This window comes from Pseudomonas sp. PVC-3-1 (assembly GCF_057444315.1).
In genome coordinates, this window is the sequence record NZ_CM172023.1 from 6,128,619 (window position 1) to 6,148,726 (window position 20,108).

Sequence of the window (20,108 nt, forward strand, 5' to 3'; positions counted from 1 at the left end):
TCATGCAATATGGAAATGAATTCTGGGGTATTGCCGCACTCGCTGACTTGGTCTCTATAAAGACTGGCAAGTTGAACTCCAATGCGGCAGTTGAGAATGGTGCATATCCTTTCTTTACATGCTCTCGCGAAACCTACAAGGTTGACACCTATTCCTTTGATTGCGAAGCAGTTTTATTGGCAGGAAATAATGCCAGCGGTGTTTATCCTGTAAAGTATTATAAAGGCAGGTTTGATGCTTATCAGCGGACGTATGTTATTCGCTCCGTAGATGAGCGCGTGCTGAATAATAGGTATCTATTCTATGCGCTGCAGCTTGAGCTTGATTTGTTGCAGTCTCTTTCAACAGGGTCTGCAACTAAATTCCTTACTCTAACAATACTGAACGCTCTTAAGGTGAGGGTTCCTAGCCTTAGCGACCAGAATCGTATCGTTTCCATTCTCGGTGCCTACGACGATCTCATCGAAAACAACAAACGCCGCATCGAGATCCTCGAAGAAATGGCGCGTCGGTTGTACGAGGAGTGGTTCGTTCAGTTCCGCTTTCCAGGGCACGAGGGCGTGGAGTTCAAGGAGAGTGAGCTTGGGCCGATTCCTGAAGGGTGGAGTGTTGTTAAGTTAGAAGAGATCTGCGACCTGATTACTGATGGAGCACATAAAAGCCCTCCGACTGCAGAAATCGGGATGCCCATGGCTTCGGTTAAAGACATGCATGACTGGGGTATTGATGTCTCGAAGTGCAGAAAGATATCTCAACCGGATTATGATGAGCTTGTAAAAAATAATTGCAAGCCGATGGTTGGTGATGTTTTGGTTGCGAAAGATGGAAGCTACCTAAAGCATATCTTTTCGGTCGACAAAGATCAGGATTTAGTTCTGCTGTCATCAATTGCAATTCTTCGCCCAATCAATAAGCCCGTATCGGATCTCTTGGTTTGTTTGCTCAGGCATCCTGAAACTATAGCCCGAATGAAGGGCTGTGTTTCCGGTGTTGCAATTCCCAGAATAATTCTGAAGGACTTTAGGAAATTCCAAGTTGTGCTCCCGAGCCAAGACCTTCAAGAAGCATGGTTAGCTACAGCAAGCCCATTGATGCGTTTATGCCGTAAGCTAGTAGATAAGAACGCCAACCTCCGAGCGCAACGTGATCTTCTCCTTCCCAAGCTAATCTCCGGTGAGATCGACGTATCCGATATCCCCATGCCGACCTAAAAGGAGTTCAGGCGCATGAGTCCAGCAGCACCGCATTCGAACGACTATTCCGAGGACACGTTAGTCGAGCAGCCAGCCATCGCGCTGTTCGAGTCTCTCGGCTGGGAAACTGGGAATCTCTACGCGGAGTGGACAGGTAGTTCCTCCAGCGAGGGTCGCCAGACCCAGCAGGATGTGGTGCTGGAGGGGCGTCTGCGGGCAGCACTCAGCAAGCTCAACCCTGACTTGCCCAGCGATGCCATCAATCTGGTGGTCGAGGAGTTGGCCCGAGATCGGTCCAAGCTGCTGCCGGTCAACGCCAATCAGGAGGTCTACCGGCTGCTGAAGGATGGGGTACCTGTCCCGGTTACCGATGAACATGGACACAACACGCTCAAGGTGGCCAAGGTCATCGACTGGGGCAATGTCGAGGAGAACGACTTCTTCCTCGCCTCCCAGTTCTGGGTGAAGGGGGACTACCACACACGGCGCACTGACCTGCTGGGCTTCGTGAACGGTATCCCGCTGTTGTTCGTTGAGCTGAAGGCGACGCATAAGACGCTCAAGGCCGCCTATGACGACAACCTCACCGACTACCGCACGGTCATCCCGCAGCTCTTCACCTACAACGGCGCACTGATGCTGTCGAACGGTTCTCAGACCGTGGTGGGAAGCACCTTCTCGCCTTGGGAGCATCTGTTCGAGTGGAAGCGGATCAACGATGAAGGTGAAAAGGGCGTTGTGTCCCTGGAAACAGCGATCAGGGGCATCGGTGAGCCTTCCAGGCTGCTGGATATCGTCGAGAACTTCACCGTCTTCGAGGACGTGGCTGGTGGTGTAATCAAGAAGATCGCCAAGAACCACCAGTATCTGGGGGTCAATAAGGCCATCGCTGAGGTCTGGCGTACCAAGGATCGGCCCAAGGATCAGGCTGGACAGCTGGGCGTCTTCTGGCACACCCAAGGCTCAGGCAAGTCTCTGTCGATGGTCTTCTTCGCTCAGAAGATCCTGCGCAAGATCCCAGGCAACTGGACGTTCGTGATCGTCACTGACCGCAACGAGCTGGACGAGCAAATCTACAAGACCTTCGCCGCTACTGGTGCTGTAGGTGAAGTTGAGGCACATGCCACCAGCGGCGCTCACCTCAAGCAGTTGCTCAGCGAAGATCACCGCTACGTCTTCACGCTGATCCAGAAGTTCGGCACCAAGAAAGGCGAGGTCTACCCGCAGCTCTCGGATCGCCAGGACATCATCGTCATCACCGACGAAGCTCACCGTTCCCAGTACGACACCCTGGCCATGAACATGAGGACGGCACTCCCTAATGCCGCCTTCCTGGGCTTCACCGGGACGCCGCTGATGGCCGGCGAGGAGAAGACCAAAGAGGTCTTCGGTGACTACATCTCGGTTTATGACTTCGGCCAGTCCATCGCTGACGGTGCGACGGTTCCGCTTTACTACGAGAACTGCATTCCCGAGATGCAGCTCATCAATGAGAACCTCAACGAGGACATGGCGGCGCTACTCGAAGAGGCCGAGCTGGACGAGGAGCAGGAGCGCAAGGTTGAGCAGGTCTTCGCCCGTGAGTACCACCTGATCACCCGAGAGGATCGACTGGAGGCAATCGCCAAGGATCTGGTGAACCACTTCGTCGGTCGTGGTTACCAGGGCAAGGCCATGCTGGTGTGCATCGACAAGGCCACCGCCGTCCGCATGTACAACAAGGTTCAGGATCACTGGAAGACGTATCTGGCTGACCTGAAAGCTCAGCTCGCAAAGGCTCCCAAGGAGCAGCAAGAGGAGTTGCAGCACAAGATCCAGGTGATGACATCGACCGACATGGCGGTGGTCGTCTCCCAAGGTCAGAACGAGGTGAAGGAGCTAGCCAATAAAGGGCTGGACATCATCCCGCACCGTAAGCGCATGAACGAGGAGAACCTGGGCGAGAAGTTCAAAGACTCCAAGGATCCTCTTCGGTTGGTCTTCGTGTGCGCCATGTGGATCACCGGCTTTGATGTGCCGTCTTGCTCGACCATCTACCTCGACAAGCCGATGAAGAACCATACCCTGATGCAGACCATCGCTCGGGCCAACCGGAAGTATCCGGGCAAAGAAGCAGGACTGATCGTCGACTATGTGGGTGTCTTCCGTAAGCTACAGGAAGCCTTGGCGATCTATGGAGGGGCTTCTTCTGGCGAAGGTGGTGAGGGTGAGCCAATTAAGAACAAGGCCGAGCTGGTCGAGTACCTGAAGCACCTGCTTGCCAGGGGGATCACGTTCCTGTCCGATCATGGTGTGAATGCCCAGGCCATCAAGGATGCTCCAGGCTTCGAGAAGGTGGCCAAGCTGGATGATGCAGTTGAGCAACTGATTGCCAATGAGGAAACCAAGAACAGCTTCATGAGTCAGGCCCGGATTGTGTCTCGGGTCTACAGAGCGATTCTTCCTGATCCTGATGCCAATGAGCTTGCTCCTGACGCTGTGCTGATCTCCGTGATTGCCCAGAAGATCAAGGCACTGGCCCCTCCCGTCGACATCTCCGAGGTGATGCAGCAGGTCGAGGAGTTGCTGGATCGATCTGTTGCTCCGGTGCCTTACATCATCAAGGAAGACGACGATCAGCCACTGCATGACCTCAGCCAGATCGACTTCGAGAAGCTCAAGGAGAAGTTCGATAAGGGGCGTAAGCGCACCGAGGCCGAGAAGCTCCGGGCCTTGCTGAGCATGAAACTGGAAACCATGCTGACCAAGAACCCCACTCGCAAGGACTTCATGGAGAAGTTCCAGAAGCTGATCGATGCCTACAACTCTGGCAGCCTGAACATCGAGGTGTTCTTCAAGCAGTTGGTGGATCTCACTGCTGATCTGCAGGTCGAGGATCAACGGGCTATTCGTGAGAACCTCTCTGAGGAAGAACTGGCTCTGTTCGACATTCTGACCAAGCCAGTGCCTGAGCTTGCGGAGAAGGAAAAGGCGCAGGTGAAGAAGGTCTGCAAGGAGCTTCTGGAGACCCTGAAAGCCGAGAAGCTGGTGCTCGACTGGCGCAAGAAAGACAGAGCCAGAAGTGATGTGCGGCGCACTCTGGAGATCGTCTTCGACCGGGGCTTGCCTGAGAGCTACGACGAGGAGATCTACAACAAGAAGTGCGAGCTGGCCTTCCACCACATCTTCACGAGCTACTACGGGGCTGGTGAGAGCGTGTACTCGGTTGCTCGGTAAGGCATTGGCGTGAGTCGCAGCAACTGATTATGTAGAAACTTTAGTCCTGACACTGTCTTTCCACGAGAGGCAGCTTTTGGCCGAAAGCTGCCTCTCGCAAGGAGCTGCTAATGGCGAAAGGGACCACGGCAAAGTGGCGTAGCTGTACGTGACAGCGCGATAAAGCTGCCGGTAAGCTGGTACGCCCAATGGACGGGGAGGCGAGAAGTGATCGGAAAACGAGTAGTCGAAGTAGCATTTTTGGTTGCCCTTCTTTGCTTTTGGATCGGCTACTGGATAACACCAGAGCTGATCCCCCTTCCCCTGCCTGAAACGTTGCTCAGCCCTAGAGTGGCTAACGCTATTGCTGTCGCAGCCAGCGCATCTCTCTTGAGCGCGCTCTTTTTCGCCGTGACTCGCAAAGAGGCGGATGCGATAGAGGTTTTTCGACCCTATGGGCTGGTGCTTTTCGGTGGGGCGGTATTTGTTCTTACCTTCACCTTTCCCTGGCTGTTCTTTGTTAACGGACCAAGCGGCTTAGGTGTGACAGCTTGGTTCTTCCGACTGGGGACGAGCGAAGCCCCCTCTTTCAGCCTCTACATTGCGCTCATACTGAGCCTCGGTAGCTTTGGGCTGTACCTCTTCACGATCGGGTTGAAAGCGTTCCTTTCAGTGTTTTCACCCCGGCTCAAGTGACTGTCTTTCTTGGCCCATGGCGAAAGCCAGCTGTCGAAAAAATGTCGAAATCAATGCAACACAAAGGCACGAATCCGAACCAGCAGCCCGCAGAGTTAGCCGCATAGCAACACATTGCGACGAACCGGCACTCCGGTCTCAAGGGTTCGATTCCCTTCGCCCGCTCTAGAATCCCAAACAAAAGCCCCCGGCAACTGACGTTGCCGGGGGCTTTTGTTTTCCGGCCCAGTCCTTTGGGCACCTATCAGAACGGTAGGTCGCTTGGGGCAGGAGAAGGAGATGGTTGCCACGCCATCCCATTACCTATTGCACTTCTCGCGAGCAGCAGTGACAGGCACCAAGCCGCGCCTGGGTGTGCGTCCCAAGAACCGTATCCGACGATACGGCCTTTGCGTTGCTACGGAGGAGGAATCAGGCGTCGGGCTTTTTCGGCCTCGCGATGGTGAATTCGGACCGCTTGTATGGCTCCTTGCGACCATGCTTGCCAGCGGGAATTTCCTGGATCTCTCCTCCTTTCGAAAGAAAAGCCGAGACTTTCTTGTCCAGCTCCAAACGTGCGCTTTTCGTCTCTGAATCGGACATCAGGTCACCCAAGGTGATGAGCCGCCAGATTGGCGACTAGGGGCCCACTATACGCGGGCAATCCGCGCCGCTTTGACCGCCTGACTGATTTCTGCAATTTCACGCAAAATCGCTACCTATTCCCCGCCAACTCTGTATGCTGCCCGCCTGCCTGCTCGGTTTAGCGGCATCCGTTTGATGATTTGTCTTCTTGATTCTCCATCCTTGCGGCCCCTTCACTTCGCATCCAGTCAGACCACGCATGTTGCTGGGTCTGATTACTTCCTGATTGGAGATTCATCATGGCAACTCGCCAAACCGGTATCGTCAAATGGTTCAACGCTGAAAAGGGCTTCGGCTTCATCACCCCGGAAAGCGGCCCGGACGTATTCGTCCACTTCCGCGCCATTGAAGGCACTGGCTATAAATCGCTGGATGAAGGCCAGAGTGTCAGTTTCAACGTGACTGCCGGCGCCAAAGGTCCGCAAGCTGAGCAAGTGCAAGTGCAAGTGCAAGTGCAAGTGCAAGTGATCTGACCGCTAGGGTCAGCAGAAGCCCCGCGAATGCGGGGCTTTTCGTTTCTGGCCATCCCGTCCCGGAGGCATCCACTCAGACTCACTGCGTCGCCAGGCTCGAAGCGTGTTCCCGTTCATTCAGGATCACGAAAGTAGACTCTGTGTTTTTGGCGGCAACAAACCAGGTCTTGTAGAATTTCCCACATCACCATCTGACCGATACCACCTTCAGTCCGGACTCTCTGTATGCCCGCTTCTGCATTGCACCGGCAGCTGATGTCCTGGCTCCTGCTTCCCTTTTTGCTGTTCACTCGCCTCGCTTGCGCAGGGACAGTGGTCGATGCTGCCGGCGTCACCACCCAGCCGCTGACGCTGACCACCTATGTCTCTGTCCTCGAAGACCCAACCGGCAACCTGACGCTGGTGGACGTGCAATCTCCCGAGTTGCAGACGCGCTTCCAGGGCGACCAGCCGCCGGGCAGCGCACTGGCGATGGGGTTCACTCGCTCGGCGTTCTGGTTGAAGTTGCAGCTGAGTAACTCCAGCGACGCGCCGTTGCAGCGGTTTCTCGTCGTGGAAAACCCGCGGGTGTCCCACGTGCAGGCAAGCATCCCGCAGGCGGACGGCTCGTATAAAACCGTCAACACCGGCAGCGATGTACCGCAGTCGAGCAAGGTCTACCCGAACCGTAATTTCGTCTTCCCACTGAGCCTGCCCGCGCACTCCGAGCAAACGCTTTACCTGCGGGTCGAGTCCAGTATCGGGCTGCTGGCGCCGCTGCAGCTGTGGCCGGTAAAGGCGTTTCACGCCTACGAGCGCGACGACTACACCGGCAAGGCGTGGTACTTCGGTATCGCCATGGCGATGATTCTGTTCAACCTGATGCTGCTGTTCGCCCTGCGCGATCCGATCTACCTGCTCTATGTGATTTTCGTGAGCTGCACGGCCGGGGCCTTGGCGATCAAGAACGGCCTGGCGCCGGACTGGTCGCTCCTCGGTGAACCGCTCAACTCCAACGTCATCTACTACTCCGGCGTGTCGCTGGCCCTTGCCGCGCTGCTGCTGTTCGCCCGGCGGATGATGCAGCTCGACCGCCTGCTGCCACGCCTGGACTGGGTGTTACGCGGGATGATCGCGCTCTACCTGGTCAGCCCGATTGCCTATGCGCTCGCGCTGCCGTATGTCTCGCGCGCGGGCATCCTGCTGAATTTCGCCACCGCGCTGATCCTGCTGCTGTGTGCGGCGCTCTGCGCCTTCAAGCGCCAGCGCAGCGCATTCTTCTTCATGGCGGCCTTCGCCCTGCTGATGCTCGGCGGCGCGATGACCTCGCTGCGCGCCATGGGCATCGTGCCGACCAATCTGTTCACCGTGGACGGTCTGCAGCTTGGCTCGGCGATGGAGATGATCGTGCTGGCCTTCGCCCTCGCCGACCGCTTCAACGTGATGCGTCGGGAGAAGGCGCGGGTGCAGGAGGAGTTGATCCGCGCCCAGCAGCAGCTTGTGGATAACCTGCGCACCTCCGAGCACGAACTGGAGTTACGCGTCGCCGAGCGCACCGACAAGCTGCGTGAGCTGAACAACCAGTTGGAAGCCATGAGCCTGACCGATGCCCTCACCGGCATCGCCAACCGCCGCCGCTTCGACCAGGTGCTGGACCAGGAATGGGGGCACGCGCGCCGCTCCGGCGAATGTCTGGCCCTGGCGGTGGTCGATGTGGATTGGTTCAAGCACTACAACGACCACTACGGTCACCCGGCCGGCGACGCCTGCCTGCGCGAGATAGCCCAGGCACTGGCGACCACGGTGAATCGTTCCACCGACCTGGTGGCGCGTTATGGTGGTGAGGAGTTCGTCTTCCTCGCGCCGATGACCGACCTTGCGGGTGTGCGTGGCATGGCGCAGAAGCTGCTGCAGGCGGTGGAAGCCCTGGCGCTGGCCCATGAGCTTTCCCCGTTGGGGCGGGTGAGCGTCAGTATCGGTGTGGCGGCGTCGGTGCCAGGCCAGGAAGCCTCCGCCGACGTGCTGGTAGCAAGGGCGGATGCGGCGTTGTATGAGGCGAAGAAGCAGGGGCGGAATCAGCTGATGGGCTGAGGGCAGCCGAGCACTCTATCGTCCTACGCCCTCTTCAGCCCTTTCATGGTGATCGCCGAACATTTCAGCTGCAGACTCGCTGGCACGACTGTATCCTGCTGGATACAGTCGCTGCATGACCTATCAGCTCAAGCAAACCGGCCAGTTCAATCGCTGGCTCTCCGGCCTTCGGGATGCCCGTGGGAAAGTCGCAATCCTGCGTCGGCTGGACCGTATCCGATCCGGCCATCTCGGCGACACGCGGTCAGTGGGAATCGGTGTCTCGGAAATCCGATTGGATATCGGTCCTGGCTATCGCGTGTACTTCACGCGCCGTGGCGATGTGGTGATTCTGCTGCTGTGCGGCGGAGACAAATCTTCCCAACAGCGGGATATCAAGCTGGCGCAGCAGCTGGCGGGAGACTTTCAATGACCGTTGAACTGAGCGACTTCGACACCAGCCACTACCTCGACAACGAGGAAGTCATCGCCGAATACCTGTCCCAGGTCCTGGCTGACGGCGATCCTGATGAGCTGCTGCTGGCCATCGGCAACATCGCCAAGGCGCGCGGGATGACCAAGATCGCCAACGACACGGGGCTGGGCCGCGAGAGCCTTTACAAGGTCTTTGCACCGGGCGCCAAGCCTCGCTTCGAGACAGTGATGAAGGTCATGCGCGCATTAGGTGTAGAGCTGCAGGCCAGGCCAGCTGGCAGCGGAAAGTAGGAGGAATGGAGCGGATATCCCATCCGCCCCATCGCTCACTCAAGCCCCAGCCTTCGCCCCATCCCGCTCCTTCAGCAACGCCTGAATCACCTGCTCCTGCTCGTCATACCCGCCCTCGCCGATCGACAGGTGACGAACCCGTCCCTGCGCATCGATGAAGTAGTGCGCCGGCCAGTACTGGTTGGCGAAGGCGTTCCAGATGCGGTACTGGTTATCCAGCGCCACGGGGTAGTGGATGTCGTGTTTCTCCACGGCGGAGCGAACGTTGGCGGGGATACGCTCGTAGGGATACTCCGGGGTATGCACGCCGATCACCACGAGGCCCTGATCCGCATACTTCTTCGCCCAGGCGTTCACGTACGGCAGGCTGTGCTGGCAGTTGATGCAGTCGTAGGTCCAGAAGTCGACCAGCACCACCTTGCCACGCAGGTCCGAAAGCTTCAGTTCGGGGCTGTTGATCCACTCCACCGCGCCGTGCAGTTCTGGAGCGGGGCCGAGGTCGGGCAGCCGTTCGGCGCCATGGGCCATGTCGCCGGGCATCAGTTGGCTGATGAGTGCGGGCACGCCGTCGATGACCTTGTGTTCCAGGCTGTTCACCAGTGTGGATGAGCTGCCCGAAGCCAATTGCGCGCTGGTGCCGCTGGCGATGCCGACCACGGCCAGCAGCGCGAGCACGCCGGTGGCGCGGCGCAGGCCTTCGATGACGGCCAGGCGCGGACGCAGGTGTTGCATCAGCCGGCGACCGGCGAAGAGCACGACGCCCAGCACAGTGGCGCTACCCAAGCCGTAGGCAAACAGCAGCAGGCTGGTCTGGGCGCTCGGGCCTTGCAGCATGGCGCCAGAGAGAATCAACCCCAGCACCGGTCCGGCGCAGGGCGCCCACAGCAGGCCGGCGGCGAAGCCCAGCACCCAGGTAGAAAGTGCCGGAGGAAGGCGGCGCGACTCGCCCTGCAGGCGATCACCGAGCCACGCCCAGGGCTTGGCCAGCCAGTCGCTGAAACGTGGCCAGAGCAGCGCTAGCGCGGAGACCGACAACAACGCCAGGGCAAACCAACGTCCCCATTCACTGGCGGCGATCACCCAGTTGCTGGAGACGGTCGCCAGGCTCGCCAGCACGGCAAAGCCGCTGGCCAGGCCGAGCAGCGTGACCCAGGGCGACCACGCCGGGCCGCCAGCGCGCTGCAGCAGCAAGGGCAATATGGGAAGGATGCAGGGGCTGAGCAGGGTCAGCGCCCCGCCGAGAAAGGCGATGAGCAACATGGGCACCTCGGTGGGCCGTCGGCCCGTGGGTCACGCTTGAGATAAACGCCGCGGCCTTCCGTGGCCACGGCCCAGGGGAATCAACCGCCTTCGTTGCAGTTGGTGGCGAACTTGCGGTAGGCCACGCTGTGCGGCTGGCCGTGGGAATCCAGGTAATCCATGCGGGCGTTGACGATGCCGCAGTCGAAGGGCGACGACGCCTCTTCCTGGATGGCGATGACCTGCTTCACGTCCAGTTTCTGGCCGTAGTGGTAAGGCTCGGCGGGCTGGGTGTCAGCGGCCTGGGCGCCGAAGCTGGCGAAAGCGGCAACGGCGGCGAAGAGGCAAGCGTTGGCGATCTGGATGGTTTTCATGGCGGTTCTCCTGTCCTGTGTCGGGTTTTGCCGGCGGGGCTGTCTGCCTCGCCGTTGGTGCCCATTTCACGTTCAGGAGGTATCGGGCTTGTGTCGCGCAAGCCCCTGGTTTGCCGCGCCGGGTATCGGCGGCGGCTCTGGATACAGTGGAATACAAAGCACGGAAGGCAAGCGCGACGCTGCGCTATAAACTCGCCTCAACCCACTACGAACGAGGCACCGGCATGGACCATGTCGATCACGTACTGATCGTCGACGACGACCGCGAGATTCGCGAACTGGTCGGCAACTATCTGAAGAAGAACGGCCTGCGCGTGAGCCTGGCGGGAGACGGTCGGCAGATGCGCGCCTTCCTCGATGCCAACTCGGTGGACCTGATCGTCCTCGACATCATGATGCCCGGCGACGACGGCCTGAAGCTGTGCCGCGAGCTGCGCGTGGGCAAGCACAAGTCCACCCCGGTGCTGATGCTCACCGCGCGCAACGACGAGACCGACCGCATCATCGGCCTGGAAATGGGCGCCGACGACTACCTCACCAAGCCCTTCTCCGCCCGCGAGCTGTTGGCGCGGATCAACGCCGTGCTGCGCCGCACCCGCATGCTGCCGCCGAACCTGCAGGTCAGCGAGGCCAGCCGGTTGATCGGCTTCGGCCGCTGGAAGCTGGACACCACCGCGCGCCACCTGCTCGACGAAGACGGCACCCTGGTCGCCCTGAGCGGCGCCGAGTACCGCCTGCTGCGCGTGTTCGTCGATCACCCGCAGCGCGTGCTCAGCCGCGAACAATTGCTGAACCTCACCCAGGGCCGCGAAGCGGACATCTTCGACCGCTCCATCGACCTGCTGGTCAGCCGCCTGCGCCAGCGCCTGCTGGACGACGCGCGCGAGCCGGCCTACATCAAGACGGTGCGCAGCGAAGGCTACGTCTTCGCCCTGGCCGTCGAACTGCTCGAGCCCAACGCATGAAATCCCTCCTGCACTGGCCACGCACTCTGGCCGCGCGCCTGGCACTGATCTTCCTCGCCGGGCTGGTGTTCGCCTACAGCCTGTCGTTCTGCTCCCAGTTCTACGAGCGCTACCAGAGCGCGCGCAACATGATGCTGGGCAACCTGGAAACCGACGTCAGCACCGCCGTCGCCCTGCTCGACCGCCTGCCGCTGGACGAACGCGAGCGCTGGCTGCCCATGGTGCAGCGGCCCAACTATCGCTATCGCCTGGACGGCGGCCAGCCCGGCGATCCGATGAACATGGCGCAGGCGCCCATGGCGGCGAGCTCCATCGCCGACGCTATCGGCCCACGCTACGGGTTGCGCTTCGAGACCATTCCTGGCCCTATCCCGCACTTTCAGGTGCACCTGAAGCTGGCCGACGGCATGCCGCTGACCATCGACGTGACGCCCAGGGGCGTGCCGGTTGCGCAGTGGCTGCCCTGGGTGCTGATCGTCCAGCTGGCGTTGCTGCTGTTCTGCACCTGGATCGCCGTGCGTCTGGCGATCCGCCCGCTGACGCGCCTTGCCCAGGCTGTGGACAACCTCGACCCGGACGCCCCCGCGCCCGAACTGGACGAGCGCGGCCCGAGCGAAGTCGCTTACGCCGCCCGCGCCTTCAACGCGCTGCAGGGACGCATCGGCTCCTACCTGAAAGAGCGCATGCAATTGCTTGCCGCCATTTCCCACGACCTGCAGACCCCCATCACGCGGATGAAGCTGCGCGTCGAACAGATGGACGACTCCCCCGAGCGCGAGCGTCTGTGGAGCGACCTGGAAGAAATGCAGCACCTGGTCCGCGAAGGCGTGGCCTACGCACGCAGCATGGACGGCGCCAGCGAGGCGGCGGTGAAGGTCAACCTCGATGCCTTCCTCGACAGCCTGGTCCTCGACTACCAGGACAGCGGCCAGGCCGTGGAACTGCAGGGCAACAGCCATGCCGTGCTGGAAACCCGCCCCCACGCGCTACGCCGGGTGCTCACCAACCTGGTGGACAACGCCCTGAAGTTCGGCGGCTCCGCCCAGGTGGAAGTCGAGCGCGATACCCAGGGCGTCGTGTGTGTTCGTGTACTCGACGACGGCCCGGGTATCCCCGAGGAGGAACTCGCCGAAGTGGTGAAACCCTTCTACCGGGTGGAAAGCTCGCGCAACCGCAGCACCGGCGGCACCGGCCTGGGGCTGGCGATCGCCCAGCAGCTGAGCCAGGCGCTGGGCGGCACGCTGACCCTGTCCAACCGCGCCAGCGGCGGGCTGTGTGTGCAGCTGGAACTGCGCCCTGCCAGCTAGGGCTTTGTACAGAGAGATACAAGACGGGCCTCGCCGGACACATCCGGGATAAAGCCCGTCGACAAGATGGCTCCACGAACAGCGGCGGCACCCCGCCCGCCGCGTTCCCCCAAAGGAGCCCGCCATGAACCGCCCCACCCAACCTGCCCGCCTGCATGGCTGGCGTCTGTTTTCCCTGCTGTCGCTGCTGGTGCTGATCGTCGCCGCCCTGGCCCTGTGGTCGCAGCCGCAATGGGTAGAAGCGCTGCGCAGCTCGATCCGCGTCACCGCCCGCACCTCCTTCGCGCTGTTCCTCGCCACCTTCCTCGCCTCGTCCCTGGCAGCACTGGTACCGAGCGACTTCACCCGTGGCCTGCTGCGCGAGCGACGCTTCCTCGGGCTGGCCTTCGCCTTCTCCCATGCCGTGCACGCAGTGCTGATCATCCTCTACGTGAAGTTCTTCCCCGAGACCTTCTGGCACGGCCGCAGTGCCGCCGCGAACATTCCCGGCTCCATCGGCTATCTGTTCATCACCCTGCTGGCCATCACCTCCTTCCCCTACGCGGTGAAACTGCTCGGCGCCCGCGTCTGGAAGGGCCTGCACAGCAGCGGAACCTGGGTGATCGCCGGGGTGTTCTTCCTGTCCTTCTACAAGCGCTTGCCGATGGGCTCCTGGTACCCGCTGGGCTTCGGCCTGATCTTCAGCGCCATCGCCTTCAAGCTCATCGTCAAGCTGGCCGTCCGCCTGCGCCGTAGCGCACGCCCCGCGCTGCCCAGCGCCTGATCCCGACGTCTGCCGCCACCGGGCGCCCCCCGCCCGGCCGCCCAAGCCTTGCCCCACAACCGATTGCCCAAACCATTGCCCTCGAGGTGCACCATGACCCTGCTGACCCTGAACCCGCTCAAGACCGCCTTCGAACAACTCGACCGCCTCGCCGCCTGGGGCTGGGACATCCCGCTGCGGCTGTTCCTGGCCTGGGAATTCTTCGAATCCGGCCTGGAGAAATGGCATGGCGACAACTGGTTCGAACAGATCCACGCCAGCTTCCCCTTCCCCTTCAACCACTTCTCCGCCGGCTTCGACTGGCAGGTGTCGATGTGGGCCGAGCTGATCGCGCCGATCCTCCTCCTGCTGGGCCTGGCGACCCGCTTTGCCTCGGCCTCGCTGATCGTCGTGACCCTAGTCGCCATCGCCGCAGTGCACTGGCCGGCACAGTGGTCGAGCCTCGCGGAACTGGCCCAGGGCTACTCCATCACCGACCATGGTTTTGGCAACTACAAGCTGCCGCTGATCTACCTGGTGGCGTTGCTGCCGCTGGTGCTCAAGGGCGCGGGAGCGCTGAGCGTGGATGGGCTGGTGCGTCGGTTCCGCGGAGCCTCACGGAAAGCCTGATCAGCCAGCGACTCGTTTGTTCCAGCAGCAACGCCCTCTCCTTTGGAGAGGGCGTTCTTGTTTGTCTGCGGAAAGTCCGTGCAGGGGAATGGGCGCCGACTTTTCCGGCGTTCGCGGGCATGGCCCACTCCTACAAGATGCGCATTACCCTCGGGTTGGCCTGCCAGTCTGGACTCCGCCGCGGTGATTGCAGGGCACATAACGCGCCAGCGCTACCTGCCGCAAGGCAATCGGCGGATAACCCGTTCCGGGTTATCCGCCCTACGTGCTGCCAGTGCTCGGCCGATGGCGATTGCACCGGGGGGCCAGACTGGCATCCCTCCCTATCCCCCGCCCTACGAGACTGACCCAGGCCCCCATCGGTGGGCAGAACTGTAGGAGCGAGCTTGCTCGCGAATGGTTCTCCCGGCGCCTTCCAGGCTGGGCAGGTTCGCGAGCAAGCTCGCTCCTACAGAAAAGCAAAAAGCCCGCGCACCGATGACGGTGCGCGGGCTGCGCGGTGGATAACGGATCGATCAGGGAATCACGAACCCCACCTCGATATTTCCGCGGGTGGCCTTGGAATACGGGCAGATCTGATGGGCCTCATCGACCAGCTTCGCCTTGTCCTCGGCGGCCAGCCCCGGCAGCTGCACGGTGAGCTGGGCGGCCAGGGCGAAGCCGCCGTCGGCGGTGTTGCCCAGGGAGACCTCCGCGTCCACCGCCACATCGGCCGGCAGGCGCACGTTCAGCTTCTGCCCGGCGCGGCGCAGGGCGCCGATGAAGCAGGCAGACCAACCGATGGCGAACAGCTGCTCGGGGTTGCTGCCGGGGCGGCCGGAACCGGGCGGGCTCAGGGGCAGGTCCAGTTCACCGTCGGTGGTCTGGCCGCGGCCATCGCGGCCGCCGGTAGTGTGGGTGTGGGCGGTGTAGATCACGGTTGCCAGGGTGTCAGTCATGACGCTTCTCCTTCAGGGGCGAGCCAATGGGGGACGACGTGGGGTGGTGCAGTTAGGGCGAGTGCCAAGCACCACGCCTTGTTCTTTCAGGCTGCGCAGCAGGGCGATGCCCTGCTCTTCGATGACGGCCAGTTCGATACCGGCGATTTCCGCCAGCGCCTGGAGATGTTGGCGACCGGTGAGCTGCCACTGTTGCAGCGACACCAGCAGAGCATGGGCCAGCGGCGCCAGGCGCGAGAAGTACACCATCAGGTCGGTACCACGACGGGCCAGCAGCAGCGTCGGCTCGGCAGGCGCTTGCAGCGGAATATGCTCGGGGCCGATGTGGCTGACCGGCCAGGCGTAGGCCAGCGGCTCGGCGAGGCTGGACAGCAGCGGCACGCCATCGAGCAGGTCTCCCTCCGGATCATGGGCGGGTTCGGCCTTGGCACTGAGCAGCAACGCGGTCTCGACGAATTCGTAGTGCGCCAGTTCGGCGACCCAGCCGGGCTGCTCGGTGCGGCCCTCCAGGTATTCGACGAACTCGCCGGCAACCTCTGTGAACAGTGGCGTCTGGCAGCGGAAGCCAGCGTAGAAGTCCTCCGTCAGCGCCTGCCATTGGTCACCCGGCAGGCTGGCGTGCAGCACCGGAAAGTTGCCGGCCAGCAGCGATTGCAGGTTGCCGAAGAACAGTTGCCGGTACACCGCCAGGCGCCGCGCCTCGATGCCTGGCGGTGGCTCGTTGGCCTGCGGGTCGCGGATATAGCGGGTCATGCGCAGTTGTTGTTCGCGCAGAGACTCAACCATGACGTACCTCCGGCTGACGGGCGACAGCTTGCAGGCCGCGGATGGTGTCCACTTCGTCAAGCAGTTCGGCCAGCGGCGGCATGTTGAAGTCGCGCTCCAGCAGGGTCGGCACCGTCCCCAGGTGCCGGTAGGCGCTGGCCAGCAGGCTCCAGACGTCGTCCTTCACGGCGGCGCCATGGGTGTCGATCTTCAGGTCTGGCGCTTCGTCGTAGTGGCCGGCGACGTGCAGGCAAGCGACCCGCTCGGCCGGCACACGGGCCAGGAATCCGGCGGCATCGTAGCCATGGTTGTGGGCATTGACGTAGAGGTTGTTGACGTCCAGCAGCAGGTCGCAATCGGCTTCATCGAGCACGGCGCGCAGGAAGTCGATTTCGCTCAGCGCCTGATAGGGCGCGGCGTAGTAGGAGATGTTTTCCACGGCGATGCGGCGGCCGAGGACGTCCTGCACTTCACGGATGCGGCTGGCGATGTGGCGCACGGCCTCGTCGGTGAAGGGCATGGGAATCAGGTCATAGAGGTGGCCTTCGTCGGAGCAGTAGCTCAGGTGTTCGCTGAACAGCGGCACCCTGTGCTGGTCAAGGAATTCGCGGACGCGGCCCAGGAACAAGTGGTCCAGCGGCTCCGGGCCGCCGAGGGACAGCGACAGGCCATGGCACGACAGAGGGAAGCGCTCGGCCAGGCGGGCCAGCCCCTCGCCATAGGTGCCGCCAACGCCGATCCAGTTGTCCGGCGCGACTTCGAGGAAGTCCACGGCGCGGTCATCCATGGTCAGCAGGTCGGACAGCATCGCGCGGCGCAGGCCGAGGCCGGCTCCTTGCAGGGATGCGGTAGTGGTCATGGCGATCTCCTTTGGCGAGGTGTCCTCCCCGGCCGATGGCGCGGGGAGGCGTCGGCGTGGCTCAGTTCTTGGCCTGGCTCAGTTTGCTGTACAGGTCGGACGGGAAAGGCTTGCCGTTGGAGTCGAACTGGTTCTTGCGGAACTGGTAGACCTCGGCCTCGGAGAGGTAGCCGTCGTGGTTGGCGTCGATGGCGTCGAACTCGGCATTGGCCTTGGGCGCCACGGCCAGCAGTTCGGCGCGGGAGACGCGGCCGTCGTGGTCGCTGTCGGTGCGGGCAAAGGAGGCATCGCCGCACTTGCCTTCACCACACTTGCCCTCGGCGCCAGTGGCCTTGGCCTGGGCGCCGTCGGCACCGCATTTGCCTTCGCCGCACTTGCCTTCACCCTGCTTCGCCTTGGCCTGGGTCTTGGCCTCGTTGGCGCCGCACTTGCCCTCGCCACACTTGCCCTCCCCAGCCTTGGCCGCAGAAGCCAGCTGATAGCCCTGCGGCAGGGCTTCGACGGCAAAGGCGGAGGACGCCATGTTCAGACCGCCGGCCAGGGCGATAGCGAGCAGGCCAAGCTGGGTTTTCGATGTACGGGTCATTGTGCTTCTCCAGATGCTGTGGCGCGTGCCGCGCCGGGTCGTGCCGCAAGGGCGAATCCCTGGAACGTTGCGCTGGAGGGTTTTCCCTGCCGAAGCGCTGTGTCGTTCGGGTAGGGCTATTTCGCCTTGGCGATGTATCACGGGCGTATCGGCGGCTGGAGGCTTTTGTATGCGTGTGTCCGCTCAGGGAGCGGCAGATACAAAGGAATACATTCGGCGGGGGGAGTTGGAGCGGGGCTGGAGCGGTTCGCGAGCAAGCTCGCTCCTACAAAAGCAGCATGGCACGGGCCTGTAGGAGCGAGCTTGCTCCTACCAAAGCAGAATGGCACGGACCTGTAGGAGCGAGCTTGCTCCTACCAAAGCAGAATGGCACGGACCTGTAGGAGCGAGCTTGCTCCTACGAAAGCAGCATGGCACGGACCTGTAGGAGCGAGCTTGCTCGCGAACCCACGGAATGACCATGCCGCAGCGGTGCGAAAAAAAGAAAGGGCCGCAAAGCGGCCCTTTCCAGAAGCAGGAAGTTCAGCTGGCGCGCTTGGCCGCGATGGCGGTGACTTCCACCTTCATGCCTTCCACCGCCAGTTCGGCGATACCCACGGCGGCGCGCACCGGGTAGGGCTTGGCGAAGAAGCGGCAATACACCTCGTTGAACGCGGCGCGGTCGGCCATGCTGGTGAGGTAGATGGTCAGGTGCAGTACGTGGTCCAGGCCGCTGCCGGCCTTTTCCAGGGCCAGTTGCAGGCTGCGCAGGGTCGCTTCGCTCTGGGCCTTGATGTCGCCCAGTTCCAGGCTGCCGTCTTCAAGGGTAGGGATCTGCGTGGATACCAGCAGGCCGCCGAAGCCGGCGACGTCGGAGGAGATGGATTCGGGGTCCGCGTCGGGGATGAAGGTAGGCGTCATAAGACAAATCTCTGCTGTCGGTGAGTGGGGCACGTCGCCGCACCAGGTGCGGCGGCCGGGTCGCGCAGCTTAGCCGCAACGCCCCGCCGCGCGCCATGTCACCGTGCCCGCAGCCCCCGGAAACAGTGACATTATTCATATCCACCGAACTTCCGAATTACTTGTGTCAACCCGACCAAAGTCCTGATTATTACAGTTTGAGACATAGACCTTTTCATAATCCGTTATTTAATCAGCGAACTCTTTCGGCATTATGACGTCGGCTCTCCCGCGTCTGGAGCAATTCGCGGGGGAATTCAAAGCCAGTTAACTGCAACAATGCCAACGCAACTTCCTGCGACTTTCCGCCGTGGTCAATCCATGTTCGGATTCATTGTGCCTGCCTATAAAAACGTCCGGCTCTCACGCACTTCATCGAGCCGGTCCTCCAAGACTCTAGGGGCAATATCCATGAAGCACCTCAAACGCAGCGCCATCGTCCTCGCTGTTTCCGCCGCCGCCAGCCAGTTCGCCAGCGCCGAACCCTTCGTCACCGACCAGGCCGATGCCAAGGGTTTCGTCGAGGACGCCAAGTTCGATGTCCTGCTGCGCAACCAGTACTACGACCACGACGGCAAGAACGGCGCGGGCGACAACCGCGACTGGACCCAGGGCTTCCTGGCGAACTTCTCCTCCGGCTACACCCAGGGCACCGTCGGCTTCGGCGTGGATGCCTTCGGCTACCTGGGCATCAAGCTCGACGCCGGCGGCGGCCGCGCGGGTACGGGCAACCTGCCGGTAGGCAACGACGGCAAGCCGGACGACGACTACGGCAAGGCCGGTGGCGCGCTGAAGGTGCGCATCTCCAAGACCGAGCTGAAATTCGGCGACATGCAGCCGACCTCCCCCGTCTTCGCCGCTGGCGGCACCCGCCTGATTCCGCAGACCGCATCGGGCTTCAACCTGTTCAGCAGCGAAATCGAAGGCCTGGATCTGGAAGCCGGTCACTTCACCTCCGGCACCAGCCCGGTCACCACTGCCCGCGACGGTGGCCTGTGGGCAGCCTATGCTGTGCGTGAAACCAGCGACGTCGACTTCCTCGGCGGCAAGTACGCGATCAACGACAACCTGAGCGTTTCGTTATACGGCTCCGAGTTCAAGGACATCTGGCGCCAGTACTACGGCAACCTGAACTGGGTGCTGCCGGTGGCCAATGACCAGTCGCTGGCCTTCGACTTCAACATCTACCGCACCAACGACGAAGGTCAGGCCAAGGCAGGCGAAATCAGCAACACCACCTGGTCGCTGGCCGCCGCCTACTCCTTCCTGCAGGCGCACACCGTCACCCTGGCCTACCAGAAGGTCCACGGCGACACCCCGTTCGACTACGTGGGCTTCGGCGACGATGGTGCCGGTGCCACCGGTGACTCGGTGTTCCTCGCCAACTCCGTGCAGTACTCCGACTTCAACGGTCCGGGCGAGCGCTCCTGGCAGGCCCGCTACGACCTGGCGATGGATACCTACGGCGTACCGGGGCTGAGCTTCATGGCCCGCTACATCAACGGTACCGGCATCGACGGCAGCCACGCCGATGCGGATGGCGCCTACGCCGGTCTGTACGGTGAGGACGGCAGCCACCACGAGACCGACCTGGAAGCCAAGTACGTGGTCCAGGGCGGTCCGGCCAAGGACCTGTCCTTCCGCCTGCGCCAGGCCTTCCACCGCGCCAACGCCGACCAGGGTGAGGCCGATAACAACGAGCTGCGCCTGATCGTCGAATATCCGCTGTCGATCCTGTAATTCAGCACGGATATCCAGCTGAATTATTGACCGGGGCAACTTTCGGATTCGTCTGAAAGTTTGCCCCG

At 61.7% G+C, this 20,108-nt stretch carries 20 protein-coding genes; 12 read left to right on the top strand and 8 right to left on the bottom strand.

Features of this window, described 5'->3' with window-relative positions:
- Positions 1-2 precede the first annotated feature (2 nt).
- From AC2T4A_RS28245 to AC2T4A_RS28255, 3 genes are all read left to right on the top strand, one after another.
- Positions 3-1,211 carry a restriction endonuclease subunit S gene (locus AC2T4A_RS28245; RefSeq protein ID WP_486742336.1) on the top strand — a complete coding sequence of 403 codons (1,209 nt, stop codon included), beginning with the start codon at positions 3-5 and terminating at the stop codon, positions 1,209-1,211.
- A gap of 15 nt (positions 1,212-1,226) precedes the next feature.
- Positions 1,227-4,409, top strand: coding sequence for a type I restriction endonuclease subunit R (locus AC2T4A_RS28250; RefSeq protein WP_486742337.1), 3,183 nt, complete (start codon positions 1,227-1,229; stop codon positions 4,407-4,409).
- A gap of 207 nt (positions 4,410-4,616) precedes the next feature.
- On the top strand, positions 4,617-5,084 hold the full coding sequence (locus AC2T4A_RS28255) for a hypothetical protein (RefSeq protein ID WP_480448073.1): 468 nt from the start codon (positions 4,617-4,619) through the stop codon (positions 5,082-5,084).
- 411 nt (positions 5,085-5,495) lie between these two features.
- Here the strand turns inward: AC2T4A_RS28255 and AC2T4A_RS28260 are convergent, their stop codons facing one another.
- Positions 5,496-5,666 carry a hypothetical protein gene (locus AC2T4A_RS28260; RefSeq protein WP_371318959.1) on the bottom strand — a complete coding sequence of 57 codons (171 nt, stop codon included), beginning with the start codon at positions 5,664-5,666 and terminating at the stop codon, positions 5,496-5,498.
- A 281-nt stretch (positions 5,667-5,947) separates the two neighbouring features.
- Between AC2T4A_RS28260 and AC2T4A_RS28265 the strand changes: the two genes are divergently transcribed.
- The 4 genes from AC2T4A_RS28265 to AC2T4A_RS28280 all read left to right on the top strand — a co-directional run bounded on the left by AC2T4A_RS28265 (position 5,948) and on the right by AC2T4A_RS28280 (position 8,956).
- On the top strand, positions 5,948-6,181 hold the full coding sequence (locus tag AC2T4A_RS28265; RefSeq protein ID WP_486742338.1) for a cold-shock protein: 234 nt from the start codon (positions 5,948-5,950) through the stop codon (positions 6,179-6,181).
- A 225-nt stretch (positions 6,182-6,406) separates the two neighbouring features.
- Positions 6,407-8,251, top strand: coding sequence for a sensor domain-containing diguanylate cyclase (locus AC2T4A_RS28270; RefSeq protein WP_486742339.1), 1,845 nt, complete (start codon positions 6,407-6,409; stop codon positions 8,249-8,251).
- A 115-nt stretch (positions 8,252-8,366) separates the two neighbouring features.
- Positions 8,367-8,663, top strand: a complete 297-nt coding sequence (locus tag AC2T4A_RS28275) for a type II toxin-antitoxin system RelE/ParE family toxin (RefSeq protein WP_486742340.1) — start codon at positions 8,367-8,369, stop codon at positions 8,661-8,663.
- Entirely contained in the window at positions 8,660-8,956 is a 297-nt protein-coding gene (locus tag AC2T4A_RS28280; RefSeq protein WP_486742341.1) for an addiction module antidote protein, read from the top strand. Before AC2T4A_RS28275 ends, AC2T4A_RS28280 begins: the two co-directional genes overlap by 4 nt.
- Before the next feature lie 39 nt (positions 8,957-8,995).
- On the opposite strand, the gene AC2T4A_RS28285 is transcribed toward AC2T4A_RS28280, so the two are convergent.
- On the bottom strand, positions 8,996-10,216 hold the full coding sequence (locus AC2T4A_RS28285) for a cytochrome c biogenesis protein DipZ (protein WP_486742342.1): 1,221 nt from the start codon (positions 10,214-10,216) through the stop codon (positions 8,996-8,998).
- Between the two features lie 80 nt (positions 10,217-10,296).
- Positions 10,297-10,569: a DUF2790 domain-containing protein gene (locus tag AC2T4A_RS28290; protein WP_486742343.1), complete on the bottom strand. Its 273-nt coding sequence runs from the start codon at positions 10,567-10,569 to the stop codon at positions 10,297-10,299.
- Positions 10,570-10,793: 224 nt separating this feature from the next.
- Between AC2T4A_RS28290 and AC2T4A_RS28295 the strand changes: the two genes are divergently transcribed.
- The 4 genes from AC2T4A_RS28295 to AC2T4A_RS28310 all read left to right on the top strand — a co-directional run bounded on the left by AC2T4A_RS28295 (position 10,794) and on the right by AC2T4A_RS28310 (position 14,213).
- The gene (locus AC2T4A_RS28295) at positions 10,794-11,534 is read left to right on the top strand and encodes a response regulator (RefSeq protein WP_138521520.1); all 741 of its coding nucleotides are present in this window, start codon (positions 10,794-10,796) and stop codon (positions 11,532-11,534) included.
- On the top strand, positions 11,531-12,841 hold the full coding sequence (locus tag AC2T4A_RS28300) for an ATP-binding protein (protein WP_478377225.1): 1,311 nt from the start codon (positions 11,531-11,533) through the stop codon (positions 12,839-12,841). Before AC2T4A_RS28295 ends, AC2T4A_RS28300 begins: the two co-directional genes overlap by 4 nt.
- A gap of 124 nt (positions 12,842-12,965) precedes the next feature.
- The gene (locus AC2T4A_RS28305; RefSeq protein ID WP_486742344.1) at positions 12,966-13,604 is read left to right on the top strand and encodes a hypothetical protein; all 639 of its coding nucleotides are present in this window, start codon (positions 12,966-12,968) and stop codon (positions 13,602-13,604) included.
- A gap of 93 nt (positions 13,605-13,697) precedes the next feature.
- Entirely contained in the window at positions 13,698-14,213 is a 516-nt protein-coding gene (locus AC2T4A_RS28310; protein WP_478377231.1) for an HvfX family Cu-binding RiPP maturation protein, read from the top strand.
- A 515-nt stretch (positions 14,214-14,728) separates the two neighbouring features.
- Here AC2T4A_RS28310 and AC2T4A_RS28315 read toward each other — a convergent pair.
- The 5 genes from AC2T4A_RS28315 to AC2T4A_RS28335 all read right to left on the bottom strand — a co-directional run bounded on the left by AC2T4A_RS28315 (position 14,729) and on the right by AC2T4A_RS28335 (position 18,261).
- Positions 14,729-15,151 carry an organic hydroperoxide resistance protein gene (locus AC2T4A_RS28315; protein ID WP_486742345.1) on the bottom strand — a complete coding sequence of 141 codons (423 nt, stop codon included), beginning with the start codon at positions 15,149-15,151 and terminating at the stop codon, positions 14,729-14,731.
- A 12-nt stretch (positions 15,152-15,163) separates the two neighbouring features.
- Positions 15,164-15,937: an HvfC family RiPP maturation protein gene (locus AC2T4A_RS28320; RefSeq protein ID WP_486742346.1), complete on the bottom strand. Its 774-nt coding sequence runs from the start codon at positions 15,935-15,937 to the stop codon at positions 15,164-15,166.
- Positions 15,930-16,775: an HvfB family MNIO-type RiPP peptide maturase gene (locus AC2T4A_RS28325; protein WP_416751547.1), complete on the bottom strand. Its 846-nt coding sequence runs from the start codon at positions 16,773-16,775 to the stop codon at positions 15,930-15,932. Before AC2T4A_RS28325 ends, AC2T4A_RS28320 begins: the two co-directional genes overlap by 8 nt.
- Before the next feature lie 61 nt (positions 16,776-16,836).
- Positions 16,837-17,361, bottom strand: coding sequence for an HvfA family oxazolone/thioamide-modified RiPP metallophore (locus AC2T4A_RS28330; protein ID WP_416751545.1), 525 nt, complete (start codon positions 17,359-17,361; stop codon positions 16,837-16,839).
- A 522-nt stretch (positions 17,362-17,883) separates the two neighbouring features.
- Positions 17,884-18,261 carry a RidA family protein gene (locus AC2T4A_RS28335; RefSeq protein ID WP_017519416.1) on the bottom strand — a complete coding sequence of 126 codons (378 nt, stop codon included), beginning with the start codon at positions 18,259-18,261 and terminating at the stop codon, positions 17,884-17,886.
- 450 nt (positions 18,262-18,711) lie between these two features.
- Between AC2T4A_RS28335 and AC2T4A_RS28340 the strand changes: the two genes are divergently transcribed.
- Positions 18,712-20,040 (top strand): OprD family porin, encoded by a 1,329-nt coding sequence (locus AC2T4A_RS28340; RefSeq protein WP_416751543.1) that lies wholly within the window; start codon positions 18,712-18,714, stop codon positions 20,038-20,040.
- Positions 20,041-20,108: the final 68 nt, after the last annotated feature.